The organism is Actinomadura sp. RB99 (assembly GCF_014706005.1).
Lineage (GTDB): Bacteria > Actinomycetota > Actinomycetes > Streptosporangiales > Streptosporangiaceae > Spirillospora.
Genome location: NZ_JABMCA010000036.1, coordinates 1 through 25151, shown reverse-complemented (window position 1 = coordinate 25151; position 25151 = coordinate 1). Strand labels below are relative to the sequence as shown.

Below are 25151 nucleotides of genomic sequence, written 5' to 3'. Positions count from 1 at the left end.
GAGTAAGCGGGCACTTATTAGACTCACTGTCAACACAGCCGGAGGGGCCGGGTTGCGCGCGGGTGCGGCGCGGGAGCTAGATTGCTGGTGACCGGCGAGTAACACCGTCCGCCGCGACGGTCGCGCCGGGCCCGGAGACGGCCGCTGAGACAGGAGACCCGCACATGCCCGAGGCAGTCATCGTCGCCACCGCGCGCTCGCCCATCGGACGCGCCTTCAAGGGGTCGCTGAAGGACATCCGGCCCGACGACCTCACCGCCCAGATGATCACCGCCGCGATGGCGAAGGTCCCGCAGCTGGACCCGTCGCAGATCGACGACCTGCTGCTCGGCTGCGGGCTGCCCGGCGGCGAGCAGGGCTACAACATGGCCCGCGTGGTGTCGGTCCTGCTCGGCTGGGACAACGTGCCCGGCGCGACCATCACCCGCTACTGCTCGTCCTCGCTCCAGACGACCCGGATGGCGCTGCACGCGATCAAGGCCGGCGAGGCGGACGTCATCGTCTCGGCCGGCGTCGAGACCGTCAGCCGGTTCGCCAAGGGCAGCAGCGACGGGCTGCCCGACACCCAGAACCCGGTCTTCGCCGACGCGCAGGCCCGCACCGCCAAGACCGCCGAGGGCGGCGCGCCGGTGTGGCACGACCCGCGCCAGGACGACCAGGTCCCCGACATCTACATCGCGATGGGGCAGACCGCCGAGAACGTCGCCGGGATGCGCGGCGTCAGCCGGCAGGCGCAGGACGAGTTCGGCGTCCGCTCGCAGAACCTGGCGGAGAAGGCCCTCGCCAACGGGTTCTGGGAGAAGGACATCACCCCCGTCACGCTGCCCGACGGCACCGTGGTGGCCAAGGACGACGGCCCCCGGCCCGGCACCACCTACGAGAAGGTGTCGCAGCTCCAGCCGGTGTTCCGCCCGGACGGGACCGTCACCGCGGGCAACTGCTGCCCGCTGAACGACGGCGCCGCCGCGGTCGTCGTCATGAGCGACACCAAGGCCGCCGAGCTCGGCCTCACGCCGCTGGCCCGGATCGTCTCGACCGGCGTCACCGGCCTGTCCCCCGAGATCATGGGCCTCGGCCCGGTGGAGGCGTCCCGCAAGGCCCTCGCCAAGGCCGGCATGACCATCGGCGACATCGACCTCGTCGAGATCAACGAGGCGTTCGCCGCGCAGGTGCTGCCGTCCGCCGAGGACCTCGGCATCGACCTCGACAAGCTGAACGTCAACGGCGGCGCGATCGCGGTCGGCCACCCGTTCGGCATGACCGGCGCCCGGATCACCTCCACGCTGGTGAACAGCCTGCAGTTCCACGACAAGCAGTTCGGGCTGGAGACCATGTGCGTGGGCGGCGGCCAGGGCATGGCGATGGTCCTGGAGCGGCTCTCCTGACGAGCGGCCCGAGCGGCCCGCGGTGGCCCGTCCCGAGCGCTCGCGCGCCGGGTGCGGGCCACCTGCGCTTTCCGGAGAATATCCCCGTTACGAATGATCTACGTAACGTCATGGATAGGTCCCCGTTAGGGGGTTGTCACATACGGGCCGGTGTTGCAGAGTGCCAGGAAGAGCCCCGCGACCTGGAGGTGCCAATTGTCACTGAACCACTCGCCGGAGACGCACAGCAAGCTGATCGCCCGCATCCCGTCGGTCACCGGACGTGACCTTCCCGAGTGGTTCTCGACGATCGAGAACGGTCCCTCGTTCACCCGCTGCGAGGAACGGAGCACCTGGCTGGCCGAGGAGCACAACCTCTCCCACGGCTACGCCTCCGCCCTCGTCCGCGAGCACGAGCGGGCGCGCCGCGAGCGCCACTACTGAGCGCGTCGCGAGCCGCCGACAACCGCATACGGCCGAACACCGTACGGACCTGGTGGGATCCCGCCAGCGGACGCCCCCGCCGTCGTGCCGCTGCGCCCGAGCAGACGCCACGACCCTGGCGCAGAGATCCCACGCGCGATCAGCCCCTCGCCGACCGCGGCGAGGGGCTGATCGATGCACGCAGGGTGCCCCTGGTCGGACTCGAACCGACACAATGGCTCTTTTAGGGAGCCCGCCTCTGCCATTGGGCTACAGGGGCGGCGTCATCATATCCGGACGGTGACGCCGGAGACGGCCAGGTCAGCGCACCCGGGGCGGCGCGCCGCCGGCCGGGTGCCCGGGGCGGGGCCGCGGTGGACGCGCCCCCTCAGGCGCCCTCGGCGGTGCGGCCCGCCGCCAGCTCGAACTCCTGGCGGGGCGACTCCAGCTCGCCCAGCGAGACGATCTCGCGCCGGAAGAACAGCGCCAGCGTCCAGTCCGCGGTGATGCGGAACTTCCGGTTGACGGTCGGCATCCGCGACAGGTGATAAGTGCGGTGCATGACCCACGCGGGCAGCCCGCGCAGCTTGACCCCGTAGACGTTGGCGACGCCCTTGTGCAGGCCCAGGCTCGCGACGGACCCGACGTACTTGTGCTCGTAGGTCTTGCGGGGCTTGCCGCGCAGGTCCGCCACGATGTTGTCGCCCAGCCGCTTCGCCTGCCGGACCGCGTGCTGCGCGTTCGGCGCGGTGAACTCGGCGAAGCCGGACCGGTCGGGCACGGCCGCGTTGTCCCCCGCCGCGTAGACGCCCTCCAGGCCCTCGACGGTGAGCTGGTCGGTCGTCTTGATCCGGCTCTTGTCGTCCAGCGGCAGGTCGCTGTCCTTGACGACGGGGTGCGGCTTCACCCCGGCGGTCCAGACGAGGGTGCCGGCGTCGAACTCGTCGCCGTCGCTCAGCACGATGTGCCGTTTCTCGGCGGACTTCAGCATCGTCCGGAGCTTCACCTCGATGCCGCGGCGGCGCAGCGCCTCCGCCGTCCACCGGCCCATCTCGGGGCCGACCTCGGGCAGGATCCGGTCCGTCGCCTCGACCATCATCCAGCGCATGTCGGACGGGTCGATGTTCGGATAGAACTTGCAGGCGTCGCGGGCCAGGTCCTCCAACTCGGCGAGCGCCTCGATCCCCGCGAACCCGGCGCCGACGAACACGAACGTCAGCGCGCGCCTGCGGACCTCCTCGTCGTCGGGGTTGGAGGCCGCGATGTCGAGCTGGTGCAGCACGTGGTTGCGCAGGAAGATGGCCTCCTCGACCGTCTTGAAGCCGATCCCGCACTCGGCGAGGCCGGGGATGGGCAGCGTGCGGGAGATCGAGCCGAGCGCCACCACGAGCAGGTCGTAGCCGATCGTCCGCTCCGGCACCCCCGCGCTCCGCGCGCCCGCCGGCCGGACGGTCAGGCTGCGCGAGGCGTGCTCGATGCGCGTGACGTACCCGTTGACGATCCGGCAGCGCGGCAGGACGCGGCGCAGCGGCGCGACGACGTGCCGCGGTTCCAGGTTCCCGGCCGCCGCCTCCGGAAGGAACGGCTGGTAGGTCATGTAGGACTGGGGGTCGATGACGGTGACGGCGATCTCGCCGCGCCGCAGCTCGCCGCGCAGCCGCTTCTGCAGCCGCAGGGCCGTGTACATGCCGACGTAGCCGCCGCCGACGATCACGATGTGCTTGCGCTCGGAAGGCATAACGGGACCGATACCCGCATCCGCCACCGGATCACGCCAAACGCGTCACAGCGGAAAGATCGTCTGAAGGCGCGAACTTCCCCGGGCACCCCGGCATCTCACCGTATGTACCAGCCAGAGAGAGGACGGAACGGGGACAGGGCCGCACGGGGGCGCCAAGCGCCGCGGACGGCGACCGGAACAGGGGCCGGTCGGCGCGGCTTCAGCGGCCGCTTGGCCAAGGCCCTGCCCCACCGTCGACGACTCGTATTAGGGGTGTGCGAACATGCAACGAATCATCTGGGGAACCGTGGCCGCAGCGGCACTGACCGCAGCCCTCACCGGATGCGACGCCAGCTTCACCGCCAGCCCCTCGTCCAACGAGAGCAGCCCGCCCGCTAGTACGTCCACGCAGAACGGCTCCCCACACCATAGCGGAACCAACGGCGGAAGCGGTACCTCCACCACGACCGGAACCGGCACCGGCTCCCGCCCCAACGGCACCGGGGTCCGGCACTGCACGACGTCCGACCTCCACGCGTCCGCGTACTCCAACGGGGACCCGGGGGCCGGGCAGCGGTACGGCACCCTCCAGCTGACGAACAACTCCGGGACGTCCTGCACGACCGGCGGCTGGTCCGGGCTCGGCCTCGTCAACGCCGCCGGCGCGCTCCCGACGAAGGTCGTCCGCGAGGGCACCGCCCGCACGATCACGATCCCCGCCGGCGCGTCCGCCTACGAGCAGCTGCACTGGGGCGTCGTCCCGGGCGAGGGCGAGGGCGAGAGCGAGACCGGCCAGTGCGAGCCCACGGCGAAGGCGCTGCACATCATCCCGCCGAACCAGACGACCTTCATCAGCACCAGCTGGATCGGCGGCCCGGTCTGCCAGCAGGGCCAGATCCGGCTGACGCCGATCCGGCTCGGCAAGATGTGACCCGCATCCGCGCGGACGCGGCGCGCTACGCGTAGTCGCGAGCGCGGATGAAGACGGCGTCGAGCATGCCCTCGGTGACCCGTCCGGTGAAGGTGTTCTGCTGGCTCGGGTGGTAGCACCCCAGCAGCAGCACCGGATCCCGGCGGGCCGCCGAGGGCGGCGGCGCCAGCTCGACCTCCGCGGCGTGCCCGAACTTCGGGCGCGGCCGCGGCACCTCGTATCCGGCCTGCTTGAGCGCGGGCCACACGCCCTGCCACGCGAACCCGCCGAGGCACACGATGCACCGGACGCTCGGCGCGACGTCCTCGACCTCCCGCGCCAGCCACGGCAGGCACGTCGTGCGCTCCAGCGGCGTCGGCTTGTTGTCGGGCGGCGCGCACCGCACGGTCGCGGCCATCCGCGCGCCGATCAGCCGCTGCCCGTCGCCCGCGTGCACGCTCGTGGCCTGCGACGCGAGCCCCACCCGGTGCAGCGACGCGAACAGCCAGTCGCCCGACCGGTCGCCGGTGAAGATCCGGCCGGTGCGGTTGCCGCCGTGCGCCGCGGGCGCCAGCCCCACGATCAGGATGCGCGGCTCCGGGTCGCCCCAGCCGGGGATCGGCCGCCCCCAGTACTCCTCGCCGGCGAACGCGCGCCGCCGCTCCACCGCGACCTTCTCCCGCCACTCCACCAGCCGGTCGCACGCCCGGCACACCGACTGCCGCGCGCACAGCTCCGCCAAGTCCGGCGCCCCGGCGGCGAGCTCGATCACGTCGCCCGCGCCGTGCGCGACGGGGGTGTCCGGTGCGGCGGGATCGTCGGGCCATCCCGTCCCAGGTGGCACATGGGGAGCGCGCGCGTCGGTCATGCCCTCGATCCTCGCACGCCCCGGCGACGGCCCTCGGTACGATGCGGTTCCGCCGGTCGGGGACGCGGGGTGTCCGGCGTGCGCCATTGCCGAGCGGAGGCATGCCTTGTCGCAACCGGGCTGGTATCCCGACCCCTACGGAACCGGCAGCCTGCGCTGGTGGGACGGCCGGACCTGGACCGACCGCCTCAACCCCGAACCCGACCGCCCGCCGCGCGCCCGCACGCCGGAGCAGGGGCGGCCCGCCCCGGGAGGGCGGCCGTCCGAGCCGTACCCCGGCCACGCCCGGCAGCCGTCCTGGGGCGGGCCGCCCGTCGTCCAGGGCGTCGCCGCGACCGTGCACGGGCTGCGCCTCCACGCCGACGAGCAGGGCGTCGCGTACGGGCAGGCGGCGCTGGCGTGGCCGCACGTCGAATGGGTCGCCTACTGGGCCGCGCAGATCCCGGCCGGATTCGGCCAGGCCCCCGGCACCCGGTGGATCTTCCAGGCCGGCCGGCACCCGTTCCACGGCGGCCCGCGCGTCGAGGTCGTCATCGAGGCGGGCGGGACGATCGAGCCCGAGACGGTCTGGGGGCGGCTGATCCAGCTGTGCCAGGCGTGCGCGGAACCGCGGATGGTCGCCGAGCTGGCCGGCCGCGTCCGCGCGGGCGAGTCGGTGGACGTCGCGCAGGGCCTCACCGTCCACCCGGGCGGCGTGCGCGGCGACCGGGTGTCGCTGAGCTGGTCGTCGATCTCCGGCGCCGTCGTCGACGGCGGCCGGGTCTGGATCCGGCAGGCCGCGAGCCCGACGCCGGTCCTGTACGTCCCGCAGCAGAACCCGAACGCGGTGCTGATCCCCGCGCTGCTGTCGTCCCTCAAGGGCTGACCGGGCGCCGAGTGCCCGCCGGGCGCGGGCCGCAGGTCAGACCAGCGACCAGGCGATCCCGTCGAGGATGTCGCGCTCGCTGACCACGACCGCGCCGAAGCCGTACTCGCGCATGATCCGGTCCAGGATCAGCGAGCCCGCGCCGATCACGTCCACCCGGCCCGGGTGCATGACGCCGATCTCCGCGCGCTCGGCCCGCGTCGCGTGCAGCAGCCGCCGCGTCACCTCGTGCACCTGCGCCGCGGTGACCCGGGACAGGTGGATCCGGGACGAGTCGTACTCCGGCAGGTCCATCGCGATGCCGGAGACCGTCGTGACGGACCCGGCGAGGCCGACCAGCGTGCGCGCCTCGTCGACCGGCACCGTGCGGCGCACCTCGGCGAGGGCCGCGTCGATGTCGGCGACCGTGTTGGAGATCTGCTCCGGGGACGGGGGGTCGCCGTCGCGCAGGTGCCGCTCGGTCATCCGGACGCAGCCGATGTCGACCGACCGGGCCGCCTCCACCGAGGAGGCGCCGAGCACGAACTCGGTGGACCCGCCGCCGATGTCGACGACCAGGTAGGGGCGGGCCGGGCGCAGCTCGGCCAGCTCCCGGGTGGCGCCGGTGAACGACAGCTCCGCCTCCTCGTCCCCGCTGATCACCTCGGGGACGACGCCGAAGATGTCGACGACGCCGCTGACGAAGTCGGCCCGGTTCTCGGCGTCGCGGGTGGCGCTGGTCGCGACCACCCGGGTCTTGATCGGGCCCTCCCCCGTCCGCGACCCGTGCCGCTCGATCAGCTCGGCGTACCCGCGCATCGCGGTGAACGTCCGGTCCAGCGCGGCGGTCGACAGCCGGCCGGTCTCATCGACGCCCTCGCCCAGCCGGACGATCTCCATGCGGCGCTCGACGTCGGTGAGCGAGCCGCCGTCCGGGCCGGCGGCGATGTCGGCGATCAGCAGGCGGACCGAGTTGGTCCCGCAGTCGATGGCGGCGACGCGCGTCACTTGGCCTCCTCGGCGTCGGGAGCGTCCTGGGCGGCGGGGGCCTGGGCGGCCGCCGGGTCCGCGGGGTCGGCGGGGTCGACGCACACGCACGGGCCGGAGCGCCACCACTCGGGCAGCGCCGCCAGCGCCTCGCGGCCGAACGGGTTGCCGCCCGGCACGGCCAGCTCGTGCGCGACCAGGGCGTGCAGGCACTTCACCCGCTCCGGCATCCCGCCCGCGCTCTGCATGCCCGCCGGCAGCGGCTCGATCCCGTCCTCGCGGGCGGCCTCGTCGCGGCGGCGCAGGTAGTCCTCGTGGGCGGCGGTGTACGCGGCCTTCAGCGCCGGATCGTCGGCGAGCCGCGCCTGCATCTCCCGCATGGCGCCGCTCCCCTCCAGCGTGCCGATCGCCGACGCCGCCTTCGGGCAGGTCAGGTAGAACAGCGTCGGGAACGGGGTGCCGTCGGGGAGCCGCGGCGCCGTCTCCAGCACCGCCGGCAGCCCGCACGGGCAGCGGTAGGCGACCCCGCGGATGCCGCGCGGCTCCCGTCCGAGCTGCGCCGCCACCGCCGCGACGTCCCGCTCGGACGCCGGTCCGGATGCCCCTGTGCAACGTTCGTCGATCATTCGTCCCCACCCGCGGATCCCGCGATCCGTCTCGGCCTGCCGCACCTCCGGTCCGCCCGCGACCGGCCCCACCCGCCGGTCGCGGCCGCCCGTCCCGCCCGGCCGCGGAACGGGATCAGCGCGGCCTGTCGGCGGTCTCCACCGACCGCCACAACGTCTCATACCACGGCGGCCGGCTCGCCGGACCGTCGTTGCGGGCCTTGCGCCCGTCGTCCCCGCCGCCGTCCAGCACGATGTAGCACGTCACGTCCGGGCGGCAGTAGTGCAGCCTTCGTGTCGCCTCACGCTCAATGTACGACTTGTCCCCTAGTTGCCGCTTGCGTTGGGCGAGTTCGTCCACCCTCTTGCGCGCCGCGGACTGCTTGCGCTGGAGATCGGAGATCTCCTTGCGCTGCGCGATGTACTCGCGCACAGGGTAGGCGAGGCTCAGCGCGATCGCGCACATCACCACCGCGAGGATCGCGGCGCGGCTGGTCAGCGCGGGGCTGGCACGGCGCTCGCCGGCCCCCGGGGAGTCGTCTCCCCGGGGGTCGTCCCGCTCGTCCCGGGACACGGGCCCGTCAGGCGCCCTGCGCGTCGAAGCGCGGGAACGCGGCGGCGCCGGCGTAGCGGGCCGCGTCGTCCAGCAGCTCCTCGATGCGCAGCAGCTGGTTGTACTTGGCGACGCGGTCGCTGCGGGCCGGGGCCCCGGTCTTGATCTGGCCGCAGTTGGTCGCGACGGCGAGGTCGGCGATCGTGGTGTCCTCGGTCTCGCCGGACCGGTGGCTCATCATGCAGCGGTAGCCGCTGCTCTGCGCGAGCGACACCGCGTCGAGCGTCTCGCTGAGCGTGCCGATCTGGTTGACCTTCACCAGCAGCGCGTTCGCGGCGCCCGCCTCGATGCCGCGGCCGAGCCGCTCGGGGTTGGTGACGAACAGGTCGTCGCCGACGATCTGGACGCGGTCGCCGACGGCGGCGGTGAGGCCCTCCCAGCCCGTCCAGTCCTCCTCGTCGAGGGGGTCCTCGATGGAGACGAGCGGGTAGTTGCCGAGCAGCTCGCCGTAGTAGGCGGCCATGTCGTCGGACGAGCGCTTGGTGCCCTCGAAGGCGTACTGCCCGTCGGCGTGGAACTCGCTGGCGGCGACGTCCAGGGCGAGCGCGATGTCGCGGCCGGGGGTGAAGCCGGCCTTGCCGATCGCCTCGACGATCAGGTCGAGCGCGTCGCGGTTGCTCGGCAGGTCCGGCGCGAAGCCGCCCTCGTCGCCGAGCCCGGTGCTCAGCCCGCGGGACTTCAGCACCGACTTCAGCGCGTGGTAGGTCTCGGCGCCCCAGCGCAGCGCCTCGGCGAAGGTCGCGGCGCCGATCGGCGCGATCATGAACTCCTGGACGTCGACGTTGCTGTCCGCGTGCGCGCCGCCGTTCAGGATGTTCATCATCGGGACGGGCAGCAGGTGCGCGTTCGGGCCGCCGACGTAGCGGAACAGCGGCAGCCCGGCGGAGTCGGCGGCGGCCTTGGCGACGGCGAGGCTGACGCCGAGGATCGCGTTGGCGCCGAGCTCGGACTTGGCCGGCGTGCCGTCCAGGTCGTTCAGCAGCTGGTCGATCAGCCGCTGGTCGGAGGCGGGGTAGCCGACGAGCTTCTCGTCGATGGTCTCGTTGACCGCCTTGACGGCCTTGCGGACGCCCTTGCCGCCGTACCGCTCGTCCTTGTCGCGCAGCTCGACGGCCTCGAACTGCCCGGTGGAGGCGCCGCTCGGGACGGCGGCGCGGGCCTCGGTGCCGTCGGCGAGCAGCACCTCGACCTCGACGGTCGGATTGCCGCGGGAGTCGAGGATCTCCCGGGCGAGTACGGCCTCGATGGACGACACGGGCAACCCCCTGGTGGTACGGGACAGATCGGTGCGGTCACCGAGCCTATCCCGGGCACCCCCTGTACCGCCCAACTGGCTCGCCGTTCGGCGGCAGCGGTCGTTACACGACCGTGCCGCGCAAGCGACTTGACGAAATCATTGCCCACCTTATCTACTAAGCACGTCAAACACACTGGGTAAGTAGGGATTACTGACAATGCATCGCAGACTCCGATGGCGCGCGGCCGCCGCGGCACTGATCGTCCTGGCCGGCGCGGGGACGCTCAGCGCCTGTGGCGACGACGGCGGCGATGGGAAGTCCGGTGCGGACACCCAGCTCAGGCTGGGGTACTTCCCGAACATCACACACGCCACCGCGCTCGTCGGCGTCGAGAAGGGCATCTTCGCCAAGCACCTCGGCAAGGCGCCGAAGACCGCCACCTTCAACGCCGGTCCCGCGGCCGTCGAGGCGCTGTTCTCCGGCGCGATCGACGCGACCTTCGTCGGCCCGAACCCGTCCATCAACGCCTGGGCGCAGTCCCACGGCAAGGCGGTGCACATCATCTCCGGCGCGGCGTCCGGCGGCGTCGCCCTGATCGTCAAGCCCGGGATCAAGAGCGCCCAGGACCTCAAGGGCAAGAAGATCGCCACGCCGCAGCTCGGCAACACCCAGGACGTCGCCGTCCGGTACTGGCTCAAGCAGCAGGGGCTCACCGCGAACAAGGACGGCAGCGGCGACGTCAAGATCATCCCGCAGGACAACTCGCAGACGCTGCAGACCTTCCAGCAGGGCACCATCGACGGCGCCTGGGTCCCCGAGCCCTACGCCTCCCGGCTGGTCCTGGAGGACAAGGGCGTCAAGCTGCTGGACGAGTCGTCGCTGTGGCCCGGCGGCAAGTTCGTCATCACCAACCTCATCGTCAGCCAGGAGTTCGAGAAGAAGCACCCGGACGAGGTGAAGAAGCTCCTGCAGGGCGTCGTCGAGGCCACCGACTACATCAACCAGAACAAGGCCGACGCCGAGAAGGTCACCAACGACGCCCTCACCAAGCTGAGCGGCAAGCCCCTCAAGCCGAACGTCCTGGACTCGGCGTTCAAGTCGATCACCTTCACCGTCGACCCGGTCGCCTCGTCGCTGACCGCGGGCGCGCAGCACGCCGAGCAGATCGGGCTGCTGCAGAAGACCGACCTGAACGGGATCTACGAGCTCGGCCCCCTCAACGACGTGCTCAAGGCGAGCGGGAAGGCACAGGTCAGCGACAAATGACACAGGCCGTCACGGCCGCCCCGAGCCGGACCGCTGCGGCGGTCCGGCTTCGTGGCGTCTCCAAGGCGTTCGGGTCCGGGACCTCGTCCCTGCTCGCGCTCGACCAGGTGTCGCTGGACGCGGCGCCCGGCGAGTTCGTCTGCCTGCTCGGCGCGTCCGGCTGCGGCAAGAGCACGCTGCTGAACCTGGTCGCCGGGCTCGACCAGGTCAGCGCCGGGACCATCGACACCGAGGGCGCGCGGGTCGCGCTGATGTTCCAGGAGCCGGCGCTGTTCCCGTGGCTGAACGTCACGGCGAACATCGAGCTGGCGCTGAAGATGCGCGGCGTCCCCCGGCAGGACCGGCGCGAACGCGCCGCCGAGCTGCTCGACTCGGTCCACCTGGGCGGGTTCGCGAAGAAGCGGCCGCACCAGCTGTCCGGCGGCATGCGCCAGCGCGTCGCGCTCGCCCGCGCCCTCGCGCTGACCGTCGACGACTCCGACTCCGGCCAGGGCACCGTGCTGCTGATGGACGAGCCGTTCGGCGCCCTCGACGCGATGACCCGCGACCTGCTGCACGACGAGATCGAGCGGATCTGGCGCGAGCGCGGGCTCACCGTCCTGTTCGTCACGCACAACGTCCGGGAGGCGGTGCGGCTCGGCGACCGGGTGGTGCTGCTCAGCAGCCGGCCCGGCCGGGTCGTGCAGGAGTTCCCCGTCCCCTTCGAGCGGCCCCGGCGGATCGACTCCACCGAGGTCGCCGAGCTCGCCGCGGCCATCACCGACCGGCTGCGAGAGGAGGTCGGCCGCCATGGCGCATGACACCACGAGCCGGCACGACGCCCCCGCCGTCCCCGAGACCGACACGATCCCCGAGGACACGGCCGCCGCGGGGAACGGCCGGGTGAACCGGGAGCTGGCCGGGCTGGACGCCCTCGAACTCGGCGGCGCCACCCGCGCTCGGAGCCTGCAGCGCGCCTGGTCGGCGGTCTGGCCGATCATCACGGCCGTCCTGATCGGGCTGTTCGCCTGGCAGGCGGTGGTGTGGAGCGGATGGAAGCCGTCCTACGTCCTGCCCGGCCCCAAGGACACCCTCCCGGTGCTCTGGGACCACCTCACGACCTCCTCCTTCTGGAGCGCCGTCGGCCTCACCATGCAGCGGGCGCTGATCGGCTACGCCGTCTCGATCGCCTTCGGCGTCGTGATCGGCGCGCTGGTGTCGCAGTTCCGGGTGCTGCGCCGCGCGTTCGGCTCGCTGATCACCGGGCTGCAGACGATGCCGTCGATCGCCTGGTTCCCGCTCGCGATCATGCTGTTCAAGCTGAGCGAGAGCGCGATCCTGTTCGTGGTGGTGCTGGGCGCGGCGCCGTCCATCGCCAACGGGCTCATCGCGGGCGTCGACTACACCCCGCCGATCCTGCTGCGCGCCGGGAAGGTGATGGGGCTGCGCGGGCTGAACCTGTACCGGCACCTGATCATGCCCGCGTCGCTGCCGTCGTTCGTCGCCGGGCTGAAGCAGGGCTGGGCGTTCGCGTGGCGCAGCCTGATGGCCGGCGAGCTGCTGGTGATCATCGGCAGCACCACCTCGCTGGGCGTGCTGCTGTCGCAGGCCCGCGAGTTCAACGACGCGCCCGGGATGATCTCCTACATGATCGTGATCCTGGTCATCGGGATCGTGATCGACCAGCTGTTCGGCGTGGTGGACCGGGCGATCCGCGAACGCTGGGGCCTGGGCGACTGACGCCGCGCGGGGCGGACCGATCTTTTACCCGCCCCCCACGGTCGCGTTTGCCCTGCTCAGGCAAGAAACACCGGGTATCGGCAACATACCCGGGAGGTCGTCATCGGTGTCCGGCCCCGCCGTGCCGCAGCGGTCCTGACCCGCTGGGGGTGGCGGGTCGTGCTGCACGGCTCGCGGGTCCGGTTCCGGGTGACGGTCACGGCGGCCCTCGCCGCGCTCCTGCTGTCCACCGTCCTCTACGTGATCTTCATCGTGCTGATCAGGCAGGACGCGAAGAACAGCGTCAACGACGAGCTGTCGCGCGAGGGCCGGCGCATCTCGACCGTGATCCACGCCGGCGTGCTGCCCGTCCCGCACATCTACACCGTCGACGACACGCTCGCGCAGGTCGTCGACGCCCGGCACCGCGTCATCGCCGCGAGCAGCGGAATGCAGGGCCGGCCGCCGCTGGCGTTCCCGCGGCCCCCGCCGGGCAACGACCGGCGCGACGGCCGCAGCTGCGCCGTCGACGCGCCCGGCGGCCCCTGCTTCCAGATCGTCGAGTTCCGGGTGGGCCTGCCGGGCCCCAGCGAGGAGTTCGTGTACACCCTGGCGCCCGAGCCCGGCCTGTTCCCGCGGCCGCTGCTCTCGGCGCTGCTCGCGCTCGGCATCCCCGTCACCACCGGCCTCGCCGGGTACGGGACATGGCTGTCGGCGAGCCAGGCGCTGCGCTCGGTCGAGGCGATCCGCCGGGAGCTGGACGAGATCACCGCCACCGACATCCAGCGCCGCGTCCCCGTCCCGGAGCGGCGCGACGAGATCGCGGTGCTCGCCGACAGCATCAACGCCACCCTGGACCGGCTGGAGGAGGCGGTGGCGCGGCAGCGCGCGTTCGTCGTCGACGTCTCCCACGAGCTGCGCAGCCCCCTCGCCGGGCTCCGGATGGAGCTGGAGCTGGCGCTCGCCGACCCCGAGGCCACCGACCTGCCCAACACGCTGCGCGCCCTGCTCAACAACACCGACCGGGTCGGCGCGGTCGTGGACGACCTGCTCGCGCTGGCCCGGCTGGAGGCCGACCGCAACTTCCCCCGCGAGACCGTGGACCTGACGGAACTGGCCGACCAGGAGGTGCTGCGCCGCCCCCGCCGCGCCCGCGTCACCGTCCTGTCGGAAGGCCCCGTGACGGTGAGCGCCGGACGCAGCGAGCTGGCCCGGCTGCTCACCAACCTGATCGACAACGCCGACCGGCACGCCCGGACCGCGGTCACCGTGATCGTCGGCACCGAGGAGCCGGCGACCGCCGTCGTCGAGGTCATCGACGACGGGCCCGGCATCCGCCCCGAGGACCGCGAGCGCGTCTTCGAGCGGTTCACCCGGCTCAACGAGGGCGGGCACCGCGACGCCGGCGGCACCGGCCTCGGCCTCGCCATCTCCCGCGACATCGCCGCCGCCCACGGCGGCTCCCTCGTCCTCGCCGACCGCCAGACCGACGAGGAGGGCGCCCGCTTCGTGCTGCGTTTGCCCAGGGGGCGACCCCCTGGAACCCCCGTCACCGGTTGAGGGGCTGTTTCGCGCTCCGCTAGAGCTCCGCGCGAAACAGCCCCTCAACCGGCGGGCAGGCCCGCTGCGCTCGCTGGCGCTCGCTCCGCGTGCCTGCCGTCTTACCCAGGGAGACGACCCCCTGGAACCCCCGTTGCGACTGACAGGCTGTTTCGCCGCTCCGCTAGCGCTCCGCGGCGAAACAGCCTGTCAGTCGTCGGGCAGGCCCGCTGCGCTCGCTGGCGCTCGCTCCGCGTGCCTGCCCGTGATGGTGGCTGGGCTCTGCCCACGTCAGCTGTGTTCAGCCGGCTCAGGCGAGGTCGGCCGCGGTCAGGGAGACGTCGACCTTCTCGGCGGAGCCGACGCCCATGGCCCGGGCGAGGTTGCGGTAGGCGCGGGCCTCGTCGGGGCGGCTGCGGCGCTCCAGGGTGCGGGCCAGCGCCTCGTGGGCCCAGCCGTTGCACGGGTCCAGCTCGACGAGGCGGCGGAACGTCTCCTCGGCGCGGCCGAGCTGGGCGCTGTGGAAGTAGGCGCGGGCCAGCAGCTCGACGGCGGCCCGGTTGCCGGGCTCCTCGGCGACGACAGGGGCCAGCAGCCGGGCGGCGCCGGCGTAGTCCTTCGCGTCGAAGAACAGGGTGGCGCGCTCGAAGTCCTCGTAGGTGATCACGTGGCCCCCTCTCAAGGGTTGCTTGACGCAACCAAGAACCGGAGGAGCACCCGCTTTGTTCCGAACGGAAGAGAGGCCCCAGCCCCCGCCCACGGGCAGGCCCGTGGAGCGAGCGCCAGCGAGCGCAGCGGGCCTGCCCGACGACGGACGGGGCGTTTCGCGCGGAGCGCCAGCGGAGCGGGAAACGCCCCGTCCGTCGCAACGGGGGTTCCAGGGGGTCGCCCCCCTGGGAGAACACGGGCAGGCCCGTGGAGCGAGCGCCAGCGAGCGGAGCGGGCCTGCCCGGCGGTCGGGAGGCTGTTTCGCGCGGAGCGCCAGCGGAGCGGGAAACAGCCTCCCGACCGTGACGGGGGTTCCAGGGGGGCGTCCCCCTGGGTTACCCGAGCTCGTCCTGGAGGCGGCGGCGTTCGTTCTCCAGGGCTTCGATCTGGCCGGCGAGCTCCTCGCGGGCGGCGAGGTTCTGGCCGCCGTCGACGAAGTCGGTGGCGTCCGCCGACGGGGCGGGCAGCTCGGCGCGGAGCCGGGAGATGTTCGCGTCGAGGTCGCGGATCCGGGCGCGCTTCTCGTCGTCGTTCATGTCTGTCTCCTCACGGGGGTCTGTTCCGTGCTGCATGCCCGGACGGGCGCCGTGATCACCTCAGATCCGGATCACCGTCTTGCCGCGGGCGCCTCCGGCGCGGTTGTCGGCGAGCGCGTCGCCCGCCGCTTCCAGCGGGACCTCGCGCTCGATCATCACCCGCAGCTCGCCCGCGTCGATGAGGTCGGAGAGCCGGTCCAGCAGTTCGGCGGACGGCGCGCCGACGTGGTTGACGCCGCGGTACCCCTGGGCCTCCATGGCGTCGGGGTTCACCGCCCAGGTCGTGCTGACGTAGGTGCCGCCGGGCCGCAGGAGCTGCGCGAGGCGCTCGGTGCCCTGGGTGTCGCTGGCCACGTCGAGGATCGCGTCGATGCCGTCGCCGTGCACGCGGAGCACCTGGTCGTTCAGGTCGCCCTGGGAGTGGTCGACGGTCTCGTCGGCGCCGAGGCGGCGGATCGTGCCCGCCATGTCGTCGCGGGCCGTGGCGATCACTTTGGCGCCGGTGAGCGCGGCGAGCTGCACGAGGGCCTGGCCGACGCCGCCGGTGGCGCCGACGACGAGGACGGTCTGCCCGGTGTCGACGTCCGCCTCGTCCACCATCGCCATCGCGGTGCCGCACGCCGTCGGCACCGCGGCGGCCTGCGTGTAGATCATCCCGGCGGGCATCCGGGTGACGGGGCCGTCCTCGGAGGCCAGCGCGTACTCGGCGTAGCTGCCGATGCCGCGCTCGACGTCGCGGAACATGCCGTAGACCTGCTCGCCGTGCCGCAGCCGGGTGACGCCCTCGCCGACGGCCTCGACGACGCCGGCGCCGTCCTGGCCGAGGATCAGCGGGAAGCGGGCCTCCAGGGCGTCCTTCAGCATCCCGTCGGCGATCTTCCAGTCGACCGGGTTGAGGCCCGCGGCGATCATCTTGACGAGGATCTCGCCGGGGCCGGGCTCCGGGCGCGGCAGGTGCGTGGGCGCCGGTGTGGCGCCGTATTCGGACACGGCGATGGCTCGCATGACGATCGTCCCCCCCGATGGACCAGTACTGGGATCACCCCGTCGGATGATCTACCCCGGTACCCGACGATCACACAGGTGCGCAGGTCAGCGCGGGATTCCGTGGCGCGGGCCGCCGGCCTCGGCGCGGCGCTTGGGGCCGCCGCCCTTGCTCGGGCGCAGCGTGATCGTGTCGCCGGGCCGCGCCGACGACGGGGAGACCTGCGCGACGGTCCCCTTGGGGTAGTCGGACTTCACCGCGCCGCCGATCCGGACGGTGAACCCGGCGCCGCGCAGTTTCGCGGCGGCGTCCGCGACCTTCATCCCGCGGACGTCGGGCAGCCTGGCGCTCTCCTCGCCCGTCCCCTTGCTGAAGAAGTGCGACGGGGGCCGGACGAACGACGACGCGGGCGTGCCGGCCAGTGCGCCGGCCATGCTCTGCTGCCAGATCGGCGCGGGGATGGTCGCGCCGTAGACGGGGCCGTAGCAGCGGCCGTCCATGCACAGGTCCGACATGGGGTGCTGGTAGCCGCCGCGCGGGTCGCCGACCCAGACGGCGGCGGCCAGGTCCGGGGTGTAGCCGGCGAACCAGGCGGCGGAGAAGTTGTCGACGGTCCCGGTCTTGCCGGCGGCGGGGCGCCCGATGCCCTGGCCGGCGGCGGTGCCCTTGGTGAGCACGCCGCGCAGCACGTAGTTGACGGCGTCGGCGGTCTCCTTGTCCATGGCCTGCTCGCAGTGCGCGCTCGGCACCTTGAGGCGGTGCCCGGACGCGTCGGTGATCTGCGTGATCGCGATCGGCGAGCAGTACCGGCCGCGCGCTCCGAACGCGGCGTAGGCGGCGGCGAGCCGGACGGGCGAGACGGGGTTGATGCCGAGCGTGAACGACGGGTACTGCTGCAGCGGCTTGCCGGTGGCCTGCTTCATGCCGAGCTTCTCGGCCATCTTGACGGTGGGGCAGAGCCCGACCTTCTTCTCCAGCGCGAGGAAGAAGGTGTTCACCGAGTGCTGGGTGCCGGTGACGATGCTGAACGGCTTGCCGCCCTCGCCGTCGCCCGCGTTGTGCAGCGAGGCGCCGGGGTCGCCGACCCGGCGGCCCTTGCAGTCGCGGTAGCCGACCGGGGTGTACTCCTTCGGCGCCATCAGCCGGGTGCCGAACGGCAGGCCCTGGTCGAGGGCGGCGGCCAGCGTGAACGCCTTGAACGTCGACCCGGCCTGCATCCCGATGCTGGAGCCGTGGTCGGCGTCCGCGGCGAAGTTGATCCAGGTCTTGCCGCGCACCCTGTCCGAGCCGAGCCTGCGGTCGACGGCCATCGCCGTGATCCGGCCGGTGCCGGGCTCCACCATCGCCTCGGCGGCGGCCTTGTGCGCCGAGTTCTTCGCCGGGACGTGCGCGTCGACGGCGCGCTGCGCGGCCTTCTGCGCCCGCCGGTCCAGGGTGGTGCGGATGGTGAGGCCGCCGCGCTTCAGCAGCTTCTCGCGGTCGCCGGACGTCTTGCCGAACACCGGGTTCGCGAGGATCTCCCGCTGCACGTAGTCGCAGAAGAACGGCGCCGAGCTGGTGACGCAGCCGCTCTTGACGTCCTGGACGTGCAGCCGGACCGGCTGCCGTTCGGTCGCGGCGGCGGTGGCCTGGTCGATGTAGCCGAGGTCGGCCATGCGCCGCAGGACGGTGTCGCGGCGCTTGCGGGCCGCCTCCGGGTGCCGTGTCGGGTCGTAGGCGAACGGGTACCGGACGACCCCGGCGAGCAGCGCCGACTCGGCGAGGTTCAGCTGGGAGGCGTGCTTGGAGAAGTACCGGCGGGACGCGGCCTCGATGCCGTAGGCGCCGGCGCCGTAGTAGGCGATGTTGAGGTAGCGGCGCAGGATCTCGTCCTTGGAGTAGCGCTTCTCCAACGCCACCGCGTAACGCAGCTCGCGGATCTTCCGGGCCGCCGAGATCTCCTTGGCGGCGTCGCGCTCGGCCGCCGAGTCGGCCTGGGTGAGCAGCAGGTTCTTCACGTACTGCTGGGTGATGCCGGAGCCGCCCTGGGTGACCTCGCCGTTGCCGAGGTCGCTGACGAGCGCGCGCAGCGTGCCCTGCGCGTCGATGGCGCCGTGCTCGTAGAAGCGGCTGTCCTCGATCGCCACAACCGCCTTGCGGGCCACGGGCGCGATCCTGGCGAGCGGGACGTCCACCCGGTTCTGGTAGAAGAACGTCGCGAGCGTGGAGCCGTCGGCGGCGAGGATCCGGGACCGCTGCGGCACGCCGGAGGTGTCGAGGTCGGCGGGGACGCTGTCGAACCAGCGCGCCGAGTCGCGCGCGTTGACCCCGGCCGTGCAGGCCGTCGGCAGGACCATGAGCGCGACGAGCACCCCGGAGACGCCGCCGAGCACGCCCAGGCCGCGCAGCGCGCGCAACTTCTGGGCCGGCGTGGTGGAGGAGGTCAGCAGCCGCCGGCGACGGCGCACCGGTGACCGGTCCCCGTTCCCGCCGCCGTCCTCGGCCCCGTTCGGCACGCGCTCACTGTAGACGGGCGACTTCCGGCGGACCACCCCATCGGCGATGTTCCGCCCGCGATGCCCCGAATCAGTCGTGCGCCCGCCGCCGCTCCCACGCTCTGACACGATCGCGGAATACCCGGGATACGGCCCGCAACTCCGCTTCGGCGTCGAGTCCGCGATCAGCGGCCTCCCGAACCAGGGCGAACAGCCGTATTCCCAGGTCGTTCCCGGTGTCGGCGGCGGTCGGGGCCAGCTCGCCGGGAGCGCCCGCGCGGCCGGCGCGGCGCTGCAGCTGCGCCGCCAGCGACAGCGCCGGCTGGCCCATCGGGACGCCGTCCAGCGCGGACGCGTCCGCGCCGCTCTTCGCCGCCCGCTCGGCCGCCTTGATCTGCTCCCAGTTGGCGTTGACCTCGTCGGCGCCCGCCACCGCCACGTCCGCGAACACGTGCGGATGCCGCCGGACGAGCTTGTCGACGATCCCGGCGGCGACGTCGTCGATGGTGAACGCGGTGTCGTCGGTGCGCTCGGCGGCCACCTCGGAGTGGAACGCCACCTGCATCAGCACGTCGCCGAGCTCCTCGCGCAGCGCGCCGTAGTCGCCGTTCTCGATGGTGTCGAGCACCTCGTAGGACTCTTCGAGCAGGTACGGGACGAGCGTCTCGTGCGTCTGCTCCCGGTCCCACGGGCACTCGCGCCGCAGCCGCTCCATCACCGCGACCAGGTCGAGCAGCCGCGCGCCGGGCAGGTCGTAGGAGCCGTGCAGCACCTCGACGTCCAGCGGGTCGCCGACGACGAGGGCGCCGACCGCGCGCATCAGGTCCTCGTCGCCCTCGGGCGCCGCGATCCACACGACGTCGGCCTCCCGCGCGGCGGCGACGAGCGCGGCCGGGTCCGGGACGGCGGTCTCCTCGGCGGTCACGCCGGCGTCGCGCAGGTACGGCAGGAGCGGATGGCCGGGGCGCGCGAGCACCCGCCCCGCCGACCGCAGCGCGTCCCACGCCTTCCAGGTCAGCAGGCCGGGCGCGACCCGGTGCGTGGTCGCCAGCAGCGTCAGGCTCATGCGCGCGCCCCCCGCCGGAGGACTCCCCGGTCCGCTCCGCTCATGCGAGCCGCCTGCGGGGGGACGGCCCCCCGCACCCCCCGGTTCGCTTCGCTCATGTGTCGGACGTACCCGTTTCCGCCGACGACAGGTCGTACACGACCGGGCCGATGTCGACCTTGGCCGCGTCGTAGCGGCCGAACCGCGGGTTGATCTTGATGTGCATGCCGGCGGCGGTCCGCTGGAACAGCTCGCCCCACTGCTGCGCGGCCTGCACGGTCAGCGGGCTCTGCGCGTTGTTCAGGTCGGCGCCGAACTTCTGCATCACCGCGGTCTGCGTCGCGATGAACCGCGCCAGGTCGCGGGCGCGCGACCGCGGCAGCCCGCTGGCCAGCGTGATCGAGCCGGCGCCGCCCCGCTGGTCCATCAGCGCGGTGGTCCGGTCGGCCAGCCCGTCCGGCACCGACACGCCCGCCTTGCGGGCGACCCGGTCGGCGACGCGGAAGTTCACCAGCAGGCTCAGCGCGCCCTGCATGTCCGTCTCGGACTCCTGGTCGCCGAGCCCCGGCGCGAGACCGCTGGAGTTCGCCCGGATCTGGTTGGCGACCGGGTCGTCCCTGAACTGGCCGCGCCAGTCCCGGACGGTGTGGTCGAGGGAGGTGACGGTGATGCGGTCGCCGCCGACGAGGGCGGCGGTACCGGCGCGGGTCTGGCCGCCGCAGCCGGCCAGCGCGCCGGCCGCCACCACGGCGGCCACCACGACCTTCACGGACTTACCGGGCACGGAATCCTCGTCTCGTCGTTCGTCGCTGTGCGTCGCCGGACGCGTCGGGACGGCCCTGGTCCTGATCAACCGGCGATCCGGTGCAGCCTATCCCCGCCCGGCGGACGCGGGCGAGACCTCCAGGAACAGCGCCTCGACCAGGTCGGTCGCCCACTTCAGCAGCTCCTGGTCGCGCAGCGGGCGGCCGCCGAGCGGCGCCGTCTTCGGCGCGGGCACCAGCAGCGTGTCGGTGGCGGGCTTCAGGATGCTCTTCGGGTACAGCCGCTGCAGCCTCACCTGCCTGGAGTCGGGCAGGTCCACCGGCGCGAACTTGATGAAGTTGCCCTGGACGGTGACGTCGCTCAGCCCCGCCCGGCGCGCCTTCGCGCGGAACCGCGCGACCTCCAGGAGGTTCAGCACCGGGACGGGCAGCGGACCGAACCGGTCCTTCAGCTCGTCGTGCACCGCGCCGATCTCGTCCTCGGACGTGATCGCCGCGATCCGCCGGTAGGCGTCCAGCCGCAGCCGCTCGCCCGGCACGTACTCGTGCGGCAGGTGCGCGTCGACGGGCAGCTCGACCTTGGTCTCGACGGCCTCGGGCTCGGCGCCGCCCTCCTTCAGGTCCCGGACGGCCTCCCCGACCATCCGGACGTACAGGTCGAACCCGACGCCCGCGACGTGCCCGGACTGCTCCGCGCCGAGGATGTTGCCCGCGCCGCGGATCTCCAGGTCCTTCATCGCGACGTACATGCCGGCGCCGACCTCGGTGTGCTGCGCGAGCGTCGCGAGCCGCTCGTGCGCGGTCTCGGTCAGCGGCTGCTCCGGCTGGTACAGGAAGTAGGCGTACGCGCGCTCCCGGCCGCGGCCGACGCGGCCGCGCAGCTGGTGCAGCTGCGACAGCCCGTACATGTCGGCGCGGTCGACGATCAGCGTGTTGGCGTTCGGGACGTCCAGCCCCGACTCCACGATCGTCGTGGCGACCAGCACGTCGTAGTTCTTCTCCCAGAAGTCGACCATGACCTTCTCGAGCTCGTGCTCGTTCATCTGGCCGTGCGCGGTCGCGACCCGCGCCTCCGGGACGAGCCGGGCGATGTTCGCCGCGACCTTGTCGATCGACCGGACCCGGTTGTGCACGAAGAACACCTGGCCCTCGCGCAGCAGCTCGCGGCGGATCGCGGCGGCGATCTGCTTCTCCTCGTACGGGCCGACGAACGTCAGCACCGGGTGCCGCTCCTCCGGCGGCGTGAGGATGGTGGACATCTCCCGGATACCGGTGAGGCCCATCTCCAGCGTCCGCGGGATCGGCGTCGCCGACATGGCGAGCACGTCGACCTGCGTGCGGAGCCGCTTCAGCTCCTCCTTGTGCTCGACGCCGAACCGCTGCTCCTCGTCGATGATCACCAGACCGAGCTTCTTGAACTTCGTCCGCGCCGACAGGATGCGGTGCGTGCCGACCACCACGTCCACGGTGCCGTCGGCGAGGCCCTGCAGCGTGGCGTCGATCTCCCCGTCGGTCTGGAACCGGCTGATCGGCTTCACCACGACCGGGAACGCCGCGAACCGCTCGGTGAACGTCGACAGGTGCTGCTGGACGAGCAGCGTCGTCGGCACCAGCACCGCGACCTGCATGCCGTCCTGGACGGCCTTGAACGCCGCGCGGACCGCGATCTCGGTCTTGCCGTAGCCGACGTCGCCGCAGATCAGCCGGTCCATCGGGACCGGCTTCTCCATGTCGCCCTTCACCTCGTCGATGGCGGCGAGCTGGTCGGGCGTCTCCACGTAGGGGAAGGCGTCCTCCAGCTCGCGCTGCCACGGGGTGTCGGCGCCGAACGCGTGCCCGGGGCTCGCCATCCGCGCCGAGTACAGCCGGATCAGCTCCCCGGCGATCTGCTTGACGGCCTTGCGGGCGCGGGACTTGGCCTTCTGCCAGTCGGCGCCGCCGAGCCGGTGCAGGCTGGGCGTCTCGCCGCCGACGTAGCGGGTCAGCTCCTCCAGCTGGTCGGTCGGGACGAACAGCCGGTCGCTCTTGGCGTACTCCAGGATCAGGTACTCGCGGGTGGCGCCCTGCACCGTCCGGCTGACCATCTCCACGTACCGGCCCACGCCGTGCTGCTCGTGGACGACGTAGTCGCCGGGCTTGAGCTGCAGCGGGTCGATGCCGCCGCGGCGCCGCGACGGCATCCGCCGGACGTCCTTGGTGGACGACTTCTGCCCGGACAGGTCGGTCTCGGTCAGCACCGCGAGCTTGACCGGCTCCCAGGTGAAGCCGTTCTCCAGCAGCCCGGTGGTGACGGTGACGACGGACGGCTCGGGCGGCGCGGCCACGTCGGCGAGCCGCGCGCCGACGCCCTCCTCGCCGACGAGCTGGACGAGGCGCTCGGCGGGCCCGTGCCCGGCGGTGACCATGACGACGCGCCAGCCGGCGTCGATCCAGCCCTTGAGGTCGCCGACGACGCGGGTGGTGTCGCCCCGGTACGCCTCGGCGGCGTGCACGCCGAGGTTCAGCACCTCGCCCGCGGCGTCCGGGTCGAACGCGTCGGACGCGTCCGCGGCGGCCGCGCCGGGGGTGAGGGCGGTGACGCTCCAGCGCGGCAGGCCCAGCTCGGTGCTGTGCTCGCGGACCTCCTCCAGCGACCGGAACGCGGCGGCGCCGAGGTCGATGGGCGCCTCGCCGCCCGCGGCGGCGTTGACCCAGCTGGCCTCCAGGAACTCCTGGCTGGTGCGGACGAGCTCGACCGACCGGGTGCGGATCCGCTCCGGCTCGCACACCAGCAGCGCCGAGCCGTCCGGCAGCAGGTCGGTGAGCAACTCCATGCTCTCGGCGAGGACGGGCGAGAACGCCTCCATGCCCTCGACGGTGTCGCCGTCGGCGATCCGGCCGAGGATGTCCTCCAGCGCCGGATGCTCCTCGGCCAGCAGCTTCGCGCGCTCGCGGACCTTCTCGGTGAGCGGCAGCTCGCGGCACGGCGGGGCCCACAGGCCGTCCTGCGCGACCTCGAGGGACCGCTGGTCGGCGGCCTTGAAGTAGCGGATCTCCTCGACGGTGTCGCCCCAGAACTCCACCCGCAGCGGGTGCTCCTCGGTGGGCGGGAACACGTCGAGGATGCCGCCGCGCACCGCGATCTCGCCGCGCTTCTCCACCAGGTCGACGCGGTGGTACCCGGCGTCGACGAGGCGCCGGACGGCGTCGTCCATGTCGGCGTCCCCGCCGGACACCAGCCGGACCGGCTCCAGGTCGGCGAGGCCCGACACGATCGGCTGCAGGACGGCGCGGATCGGCGTGACGACGACGTCCAGCGCCCCGCCCTTGACGCCCGCGGCGCCGGGCTCGCGGGCCTCCTCCTCGGTGGGCGCGTCCGCCGCGTCCGGGTGGACGAGGCGGCGCAGCACGGCGAGCCGCTGCCCGACCGTGTCCGAGCGCGGCGACAGCTTCTCGTGCGGCAGCGTCTCCCAGGCCGGGAAGTGCGCCACCCGGCCGGCGCCGATCAGGCTGGTCAGCGCGGCGGTGAGGTCCTCGGCCTCGCGGCCCGTCGCGGTCACCGCCAGCACGACGCCGTGCCGCCCGCCGGGACCGGCGGAGCGCGCGCCGACCGCGCGGCTCAGCGCCGCGGCGAGGATCGGCCAGGTGGCGGGGGGCGCGACGACCTCGGTGTCGACGCGCGCCCGCTTCAGCGCGCGCTCGAGGTCAGGATCGGCGCACGCAAGGTCAACAAGTCCAGAAAGCGTCATCTTCGCCCGTAAGTTCGCATTCACCCCGAGGGGCAGGGCAGCCCGAAGGACCGGAATCCGTGAGCGGACCCGGCATCGCGTACCAGACTACGCGCCCGCGCACGCCCTCGCGCTGGCGACGCCGCAGGCCGCCGCCGGTCGCGGAGGGCGACACGGCGGTTACCAAGAATAGGCAAATAGCGGACAGAGCGCAGTCGAGCGGTTACGCTGCGAAACTGTGACCGATCTGCGTACGCCGCCGGTCAACGACGGCGATCTCTTCTCAGAACGCGCAAGGCAGTACGCACTGGAGAAGCCCCTGCAGCGGATCCACATCCTGGAGGCGGGCTGCGGCTGGGGCGCGGGGCTGGACCTCGGCGACCGCGAATGCCTGGTGACCGGGGTCGATCTGGAGTCCCCCGAGCTGCGCGCGCACGCGTGCGAGCGGCCCGACCTCGACGAGTGGCACCTCGGCGACCTCCGCACGGTGCCGATGCCGCCGCGCGCCTACGACATCGTCCACGCGACCTACCTCGTCGAGCGGGTCCCGCACGCCGAGCTGGTCCTCGACCGGTTCGTCGCGGCGCTCAAGCCGGGCGGGCTGCTGCTGGTCCACCTGCGCGACCGCAACACCGCGTTCGGGTTCCTCGACCGGCACCTGCCGCGCTGGATGCACGCCTCGGGGCGGCGCCGGAAGCCGCGTCCCGCCCGGGCGGGACGCGGCGCCCACGCCCGCGTCCCCGCCGAGAGCCCGGCGCCTTTCCCGGCGGAGGGCGCGGCGGACGCCGCCGTCCCGCCGCCCGCGGGCACCACCGTGGCCCTGCGGGACGCACCGGACGCACCGGACGCGGCCGGGC

Annotated in this window: 22 protein-coding genes and 1 tRNA gene; 9 read left to right on the top strand and 14 right to left on the bottom strand. The window is 72.9% G+C overall.

Annotation, left to right across the window (positions count from 1 at the left end; translation table 11 throughout):
- The first annotated feature begins 164 nt into the window (after nucleotides 1-164).
- Together amrb99_RS28185 and amrb99_RS28180 are read left to right on the top strand one after the other, a co-directional pair.
- Nucleotides 165-1385 (top strand): acetyl-CoA C-acetyltransferase, encoded by a 1221-nt coding sequence (locus tag amrb99_RS28185; protein WP_190861609.1) that lies wholly within the window; start codon nucleotides 165-167, stop codon nucleotides 1383-1385.
- Between the two features lie 195 nt (nucleotides 1386-1580).
- The gene (locus amrb99_RS28180; protein WP_190861606.1) at nucleotides 1581-1808 is read left to right on the top strand and encodes a DUF4287 domain-containing protein; all 228 of its coding nucleotides are present in this window, start codon (nucleotides 1581-1583) and stop codon (nucleotides 1806-1808) included.
- A 186-nt stretch (nucleotides 1809-1994) separates the two neighbouring features.
- On the opposite strand, the gene amrb99_RS28175 is transcribed toward amrb99_RS28180, so the two are convergent.
- Together amrb99_RS28175 and amrb99_RS28170 are read right to left on the bottom strand one after the other, a co-directional pair.
- Nucleotides 1995-2067: transfer RNA gene (locus tag amrb99_RS28175), tRNA-Leu, on the bottom strand.
- Between the two features lie 108 nt (nucleotides 2068-2175).
- A complete protein-coding gene (locus amrb99_RS28170) occupies nucleotides 2176-3525 on the bottom strand; it encodes an NAD(P)/FAD-dependent oxidoreductase (RefSeq protein WP_190861602.1) in 1350 nt (449 codons plus the stop codon).
- Nucleotides 3526-3790: 265 nt separating this feature from the next.
- Here amrb99_RS28170 and amrb99_RS28165 point away from each other — a divergent pair, with 265 nt between their 5' ends.
- Nucleotides 3791-4438 (top strand): DUF4232 domain-containing protein, encoded by a 648-nt coding sequence (locus tag amrb99_RS28165; protein WP_190861599.1) that lies wholly within the window; start codon nucleotides 3791-3793, stop codon nucleotides 4436-4438.
- 25 nt (nucleotides 4439-4463) lie between these two features.
- Here the strand turns inward: amrb99_RS28165 and amrb99_RS28160 are convergent, their stop codons facing one another.
- The gene (locus amrb99_RS28160) at nucleotides 4464-5285 is read right to left on the bottom strand and encodes a uracil-DNA glycosylase (protein WP_190861596.1); all 822 of its coding nucleotides are present in this window, start codon (nucleotides 5283-5285) and stop codon (nucleotides 4464-4466) included.
- 106 nt (nucleotides 5286-5391) lie between these two features.
- Between amrb99_RS28160 and amrb99_RS28155 the strand changes: the two genes are divergently transcribed.
- Complete coding sequence (locus amrb99_RS28155; RefSeq protein WP_190861593.1) at nucleotides 5392-6150, top strand: DUF2510 domain-containing protein; 759 nt, start codon at nucleotides 5392-5394, stop codon at nucleotides 6148-6150.
- Nucleotides 6151-6186: 36 nt separating this feature from the next.
- Here the strand turns inward: amrb99_RS28155 and amrb99_RS28150 are convergent, their stop codons facing one another.
- From amrb99_RS28150 to eno, 4 genes are all read right to left on the bottom strand, one after another.
- Nucleotides 6187-7137 carry a Ppx/GppA family phosphatase gene (locus amrb99_RS28150; protein WP_190861591.1) on the bottom strand — a complete coding sequence of 317 codons (951 nt, stop codon included), beginning with the start codon at nucleotides 7135-7137 and terminating at the stop codon, nucleotides 6187-6189.
- Entirely contained in the window at nucleotides 7134-7742 is a 609-nt protein-coding gene (locus amrb99_RS28145; RefSeq protein ID WP_190861589.1) for a DUF501 domain-containing protein, read from the bottom strand. The genes amrb99_RS28150 and amrb99_RS28145 overlap by 4 nt, the downstream gene beginning before the upstream one ends.
- 115 nt (nucleotides 7743-7857) lie before the next feature.
- The gene (locus tag amrb99_RS28140) at nucleotides 7858-8295 is read right to left on the bottom strand and encodes a septum formation initiator family protein (protein ID WP_347256894.1); all 438 of its coding nucleotides are present in this window, start codon (nucleotides 8293-8295) and stop codon (nucleotides 7858-7860) included.
- 7 nt (nucleotides 8296-8302) lie between these two features.
- The gene (gene eno / locus amrb99_RS28135; RefSeq protein ID WP_190861587.1) at nucleotides 8303-9589 is read right to left on the bottom strand and encodes a phosphopyruvate hydratase; all 1287 of its coding nucleotides are present in this window, start codon (nucleotides 9587-9589) and stop codon (nucleotides 8303-8305) included.
- A gap of 199 nt (nucleotides 9590-9788) precedes the next feature.
- Between eno and amrb99_RS28130 the strand changes: the two genes are divergently transcribed.
- The 4 genes from amrb99_RS28130 (at nucleotide 9789) to amrb99_RS28115 (ending at nucleotide 14096) form a co-directional block, all read left to right on the top strand.
- Nucleotides 9789-10838, top strand: a complete 1050-nt coding sequence (locus amrb99_RS28130; RefSeq protein WP_190861585.1) for an ABC transporter substrate-binding protein — start codon at nucleotides 9789-9791, stop codon at nucleotides 10836-10838.
- Complete coding sequence (locus amrb99_RS28125; RefSeq protein WP_190861583.1) at nucleotides 10835-11638, top strand: ABC transporter ATP-binding protein; 804 nt, start codon at nucleotides 10835-10837, stop codon at nucleotides 11636-11638. The genes amrb99_RS28130 and amrb99_RS28125 overlap by 4 nt, the downstream gene beginning before the upstream one ends.
- Nucleotides 11628-12557, top strand: coding sequence for an ABC transporter permease (locus amrb99_RS28120; RefSeq protein WP_190861581.1), 930 nt, complete (start codon nucleotides 11628-11630; stop codon nucleotides 12555-12557). The genes amrb99_RS28125 and amrb99_RS28120 overlap by 11 nt, the downstream gene beginning before the upstream one ends.
- 159 nt (nucleotides 12558-12716) lie before the next feature.
- Entirely contained in the window at nucleotides 12717-14096 is a 1380-nt protein-coding gene (locus amrb99_RS28115; protein WP_190861579.1) for an ATP-binding protein, read from the top strand.
- A 289-nt stretch (nucleotides 14097-14385) separates the two neighbouring features.
- On the opposite strand, the gene amrb99_RS28110 is transcribed toward amrb99_RS28115, so the two are convergent.
- From amrb99_RS28110 to mfd, 7 genes are all read right to left on the bottom strand, one after another.
- On the bottom strand, nucleotides 14386-14739 hold the full coding sequence (locus amrb99_RS28110; protein WP_347256902.1) for a tetratricopeptide repeat protein: 354 nt from the start codon (nucleotides 14737-14739) through the stop codon (nucleotides 14386-14388).
- 379 nt (nucleotides 14740-15118) lie between these two features.
- Nucleotides 15119-15319 carry a hypothetical protein gene (locus amrb99_RS28105; protein ID WP_190861575.1) on the bottom strand — a complete coding sequence of 67 codons (201 nt, stop codon included), beginning with the start codon at nucleotides 15317-15319 and terminating at the stop codon, nucleotides 15119-15121.
- Nucleotides 15320-15379: 60 nt separating this feature from the next.
- Nucleotides 15380-16324, bottom strand: a complete 945-nt coding sequence (locus tag amrb99_RS28100) for an NADP-dependent oxidoreductase (RefSeq protein WP_190861573.1) — start codon at nucleotides 16322-16324, stop codon at nucleotides 15380-15382.
- A gap of 87 nt (nucleotides 16325-16411) precedes the next feature.
- A complete protein-coding gene (locus amrb99_RS28095; RefSeq protein WP_347256893.1) occupies nucleotides 16412-18799 on the bottom strand; it encodes a transglycosylase domain-containing protein in 2388 nt (795 codons plus the stop codon).
- 70 nt (nucleotides 18800-18869) lie between these two features.
- Nucleotides 18870-19844 carry a MazG family protein gene (locus amrb99_RS28090; RefSeq protein WP_190861571.1) on the bottom strand — a complete coding sequence of 325 codons (975 nt, stop codon included), beginning with the start codon at nucleotides 19842-19844 and terminating at the stop codon, nucleotides 18870-18872.
- Between the two features lie 94 nt (nucleotides 19845-19938).
- Entirely contained in the window at nucleotides 19939-20607 is a 669-nt protein-coding gene (locus amrb99_RS28085) for a hypothetical protein (protein WP_190861569.1), read from the bottom strand.
- A gap of 87 nt (nucleotides 20608-20694) precedes the next feature.
- On the bottom strand, nucleotides 20695-24315 hold the full coding sequence (gene mfd / locus amrb99_RS28080; protein ID WP_190861567.1) for a transcription-repair coupling factor: 3621 nt from the start codon (nucleotides 24313-24315) through the stop codon (nucleotides 20695-20697).
- A 217-nt stretch (nucleotides 24316-24532) separates the two neighbouring features.
- Here mfd and amrb99_RS28075 point away from each other — a divergent pair.
- A partial coding sequence (locus amrb99_RS28075) for a methyltransferase domain-containing protein (protein ID WP_190861564.1) occupies nucleotides 24533-25151 on the top strand: 619 nt, incomplete at its 3' end.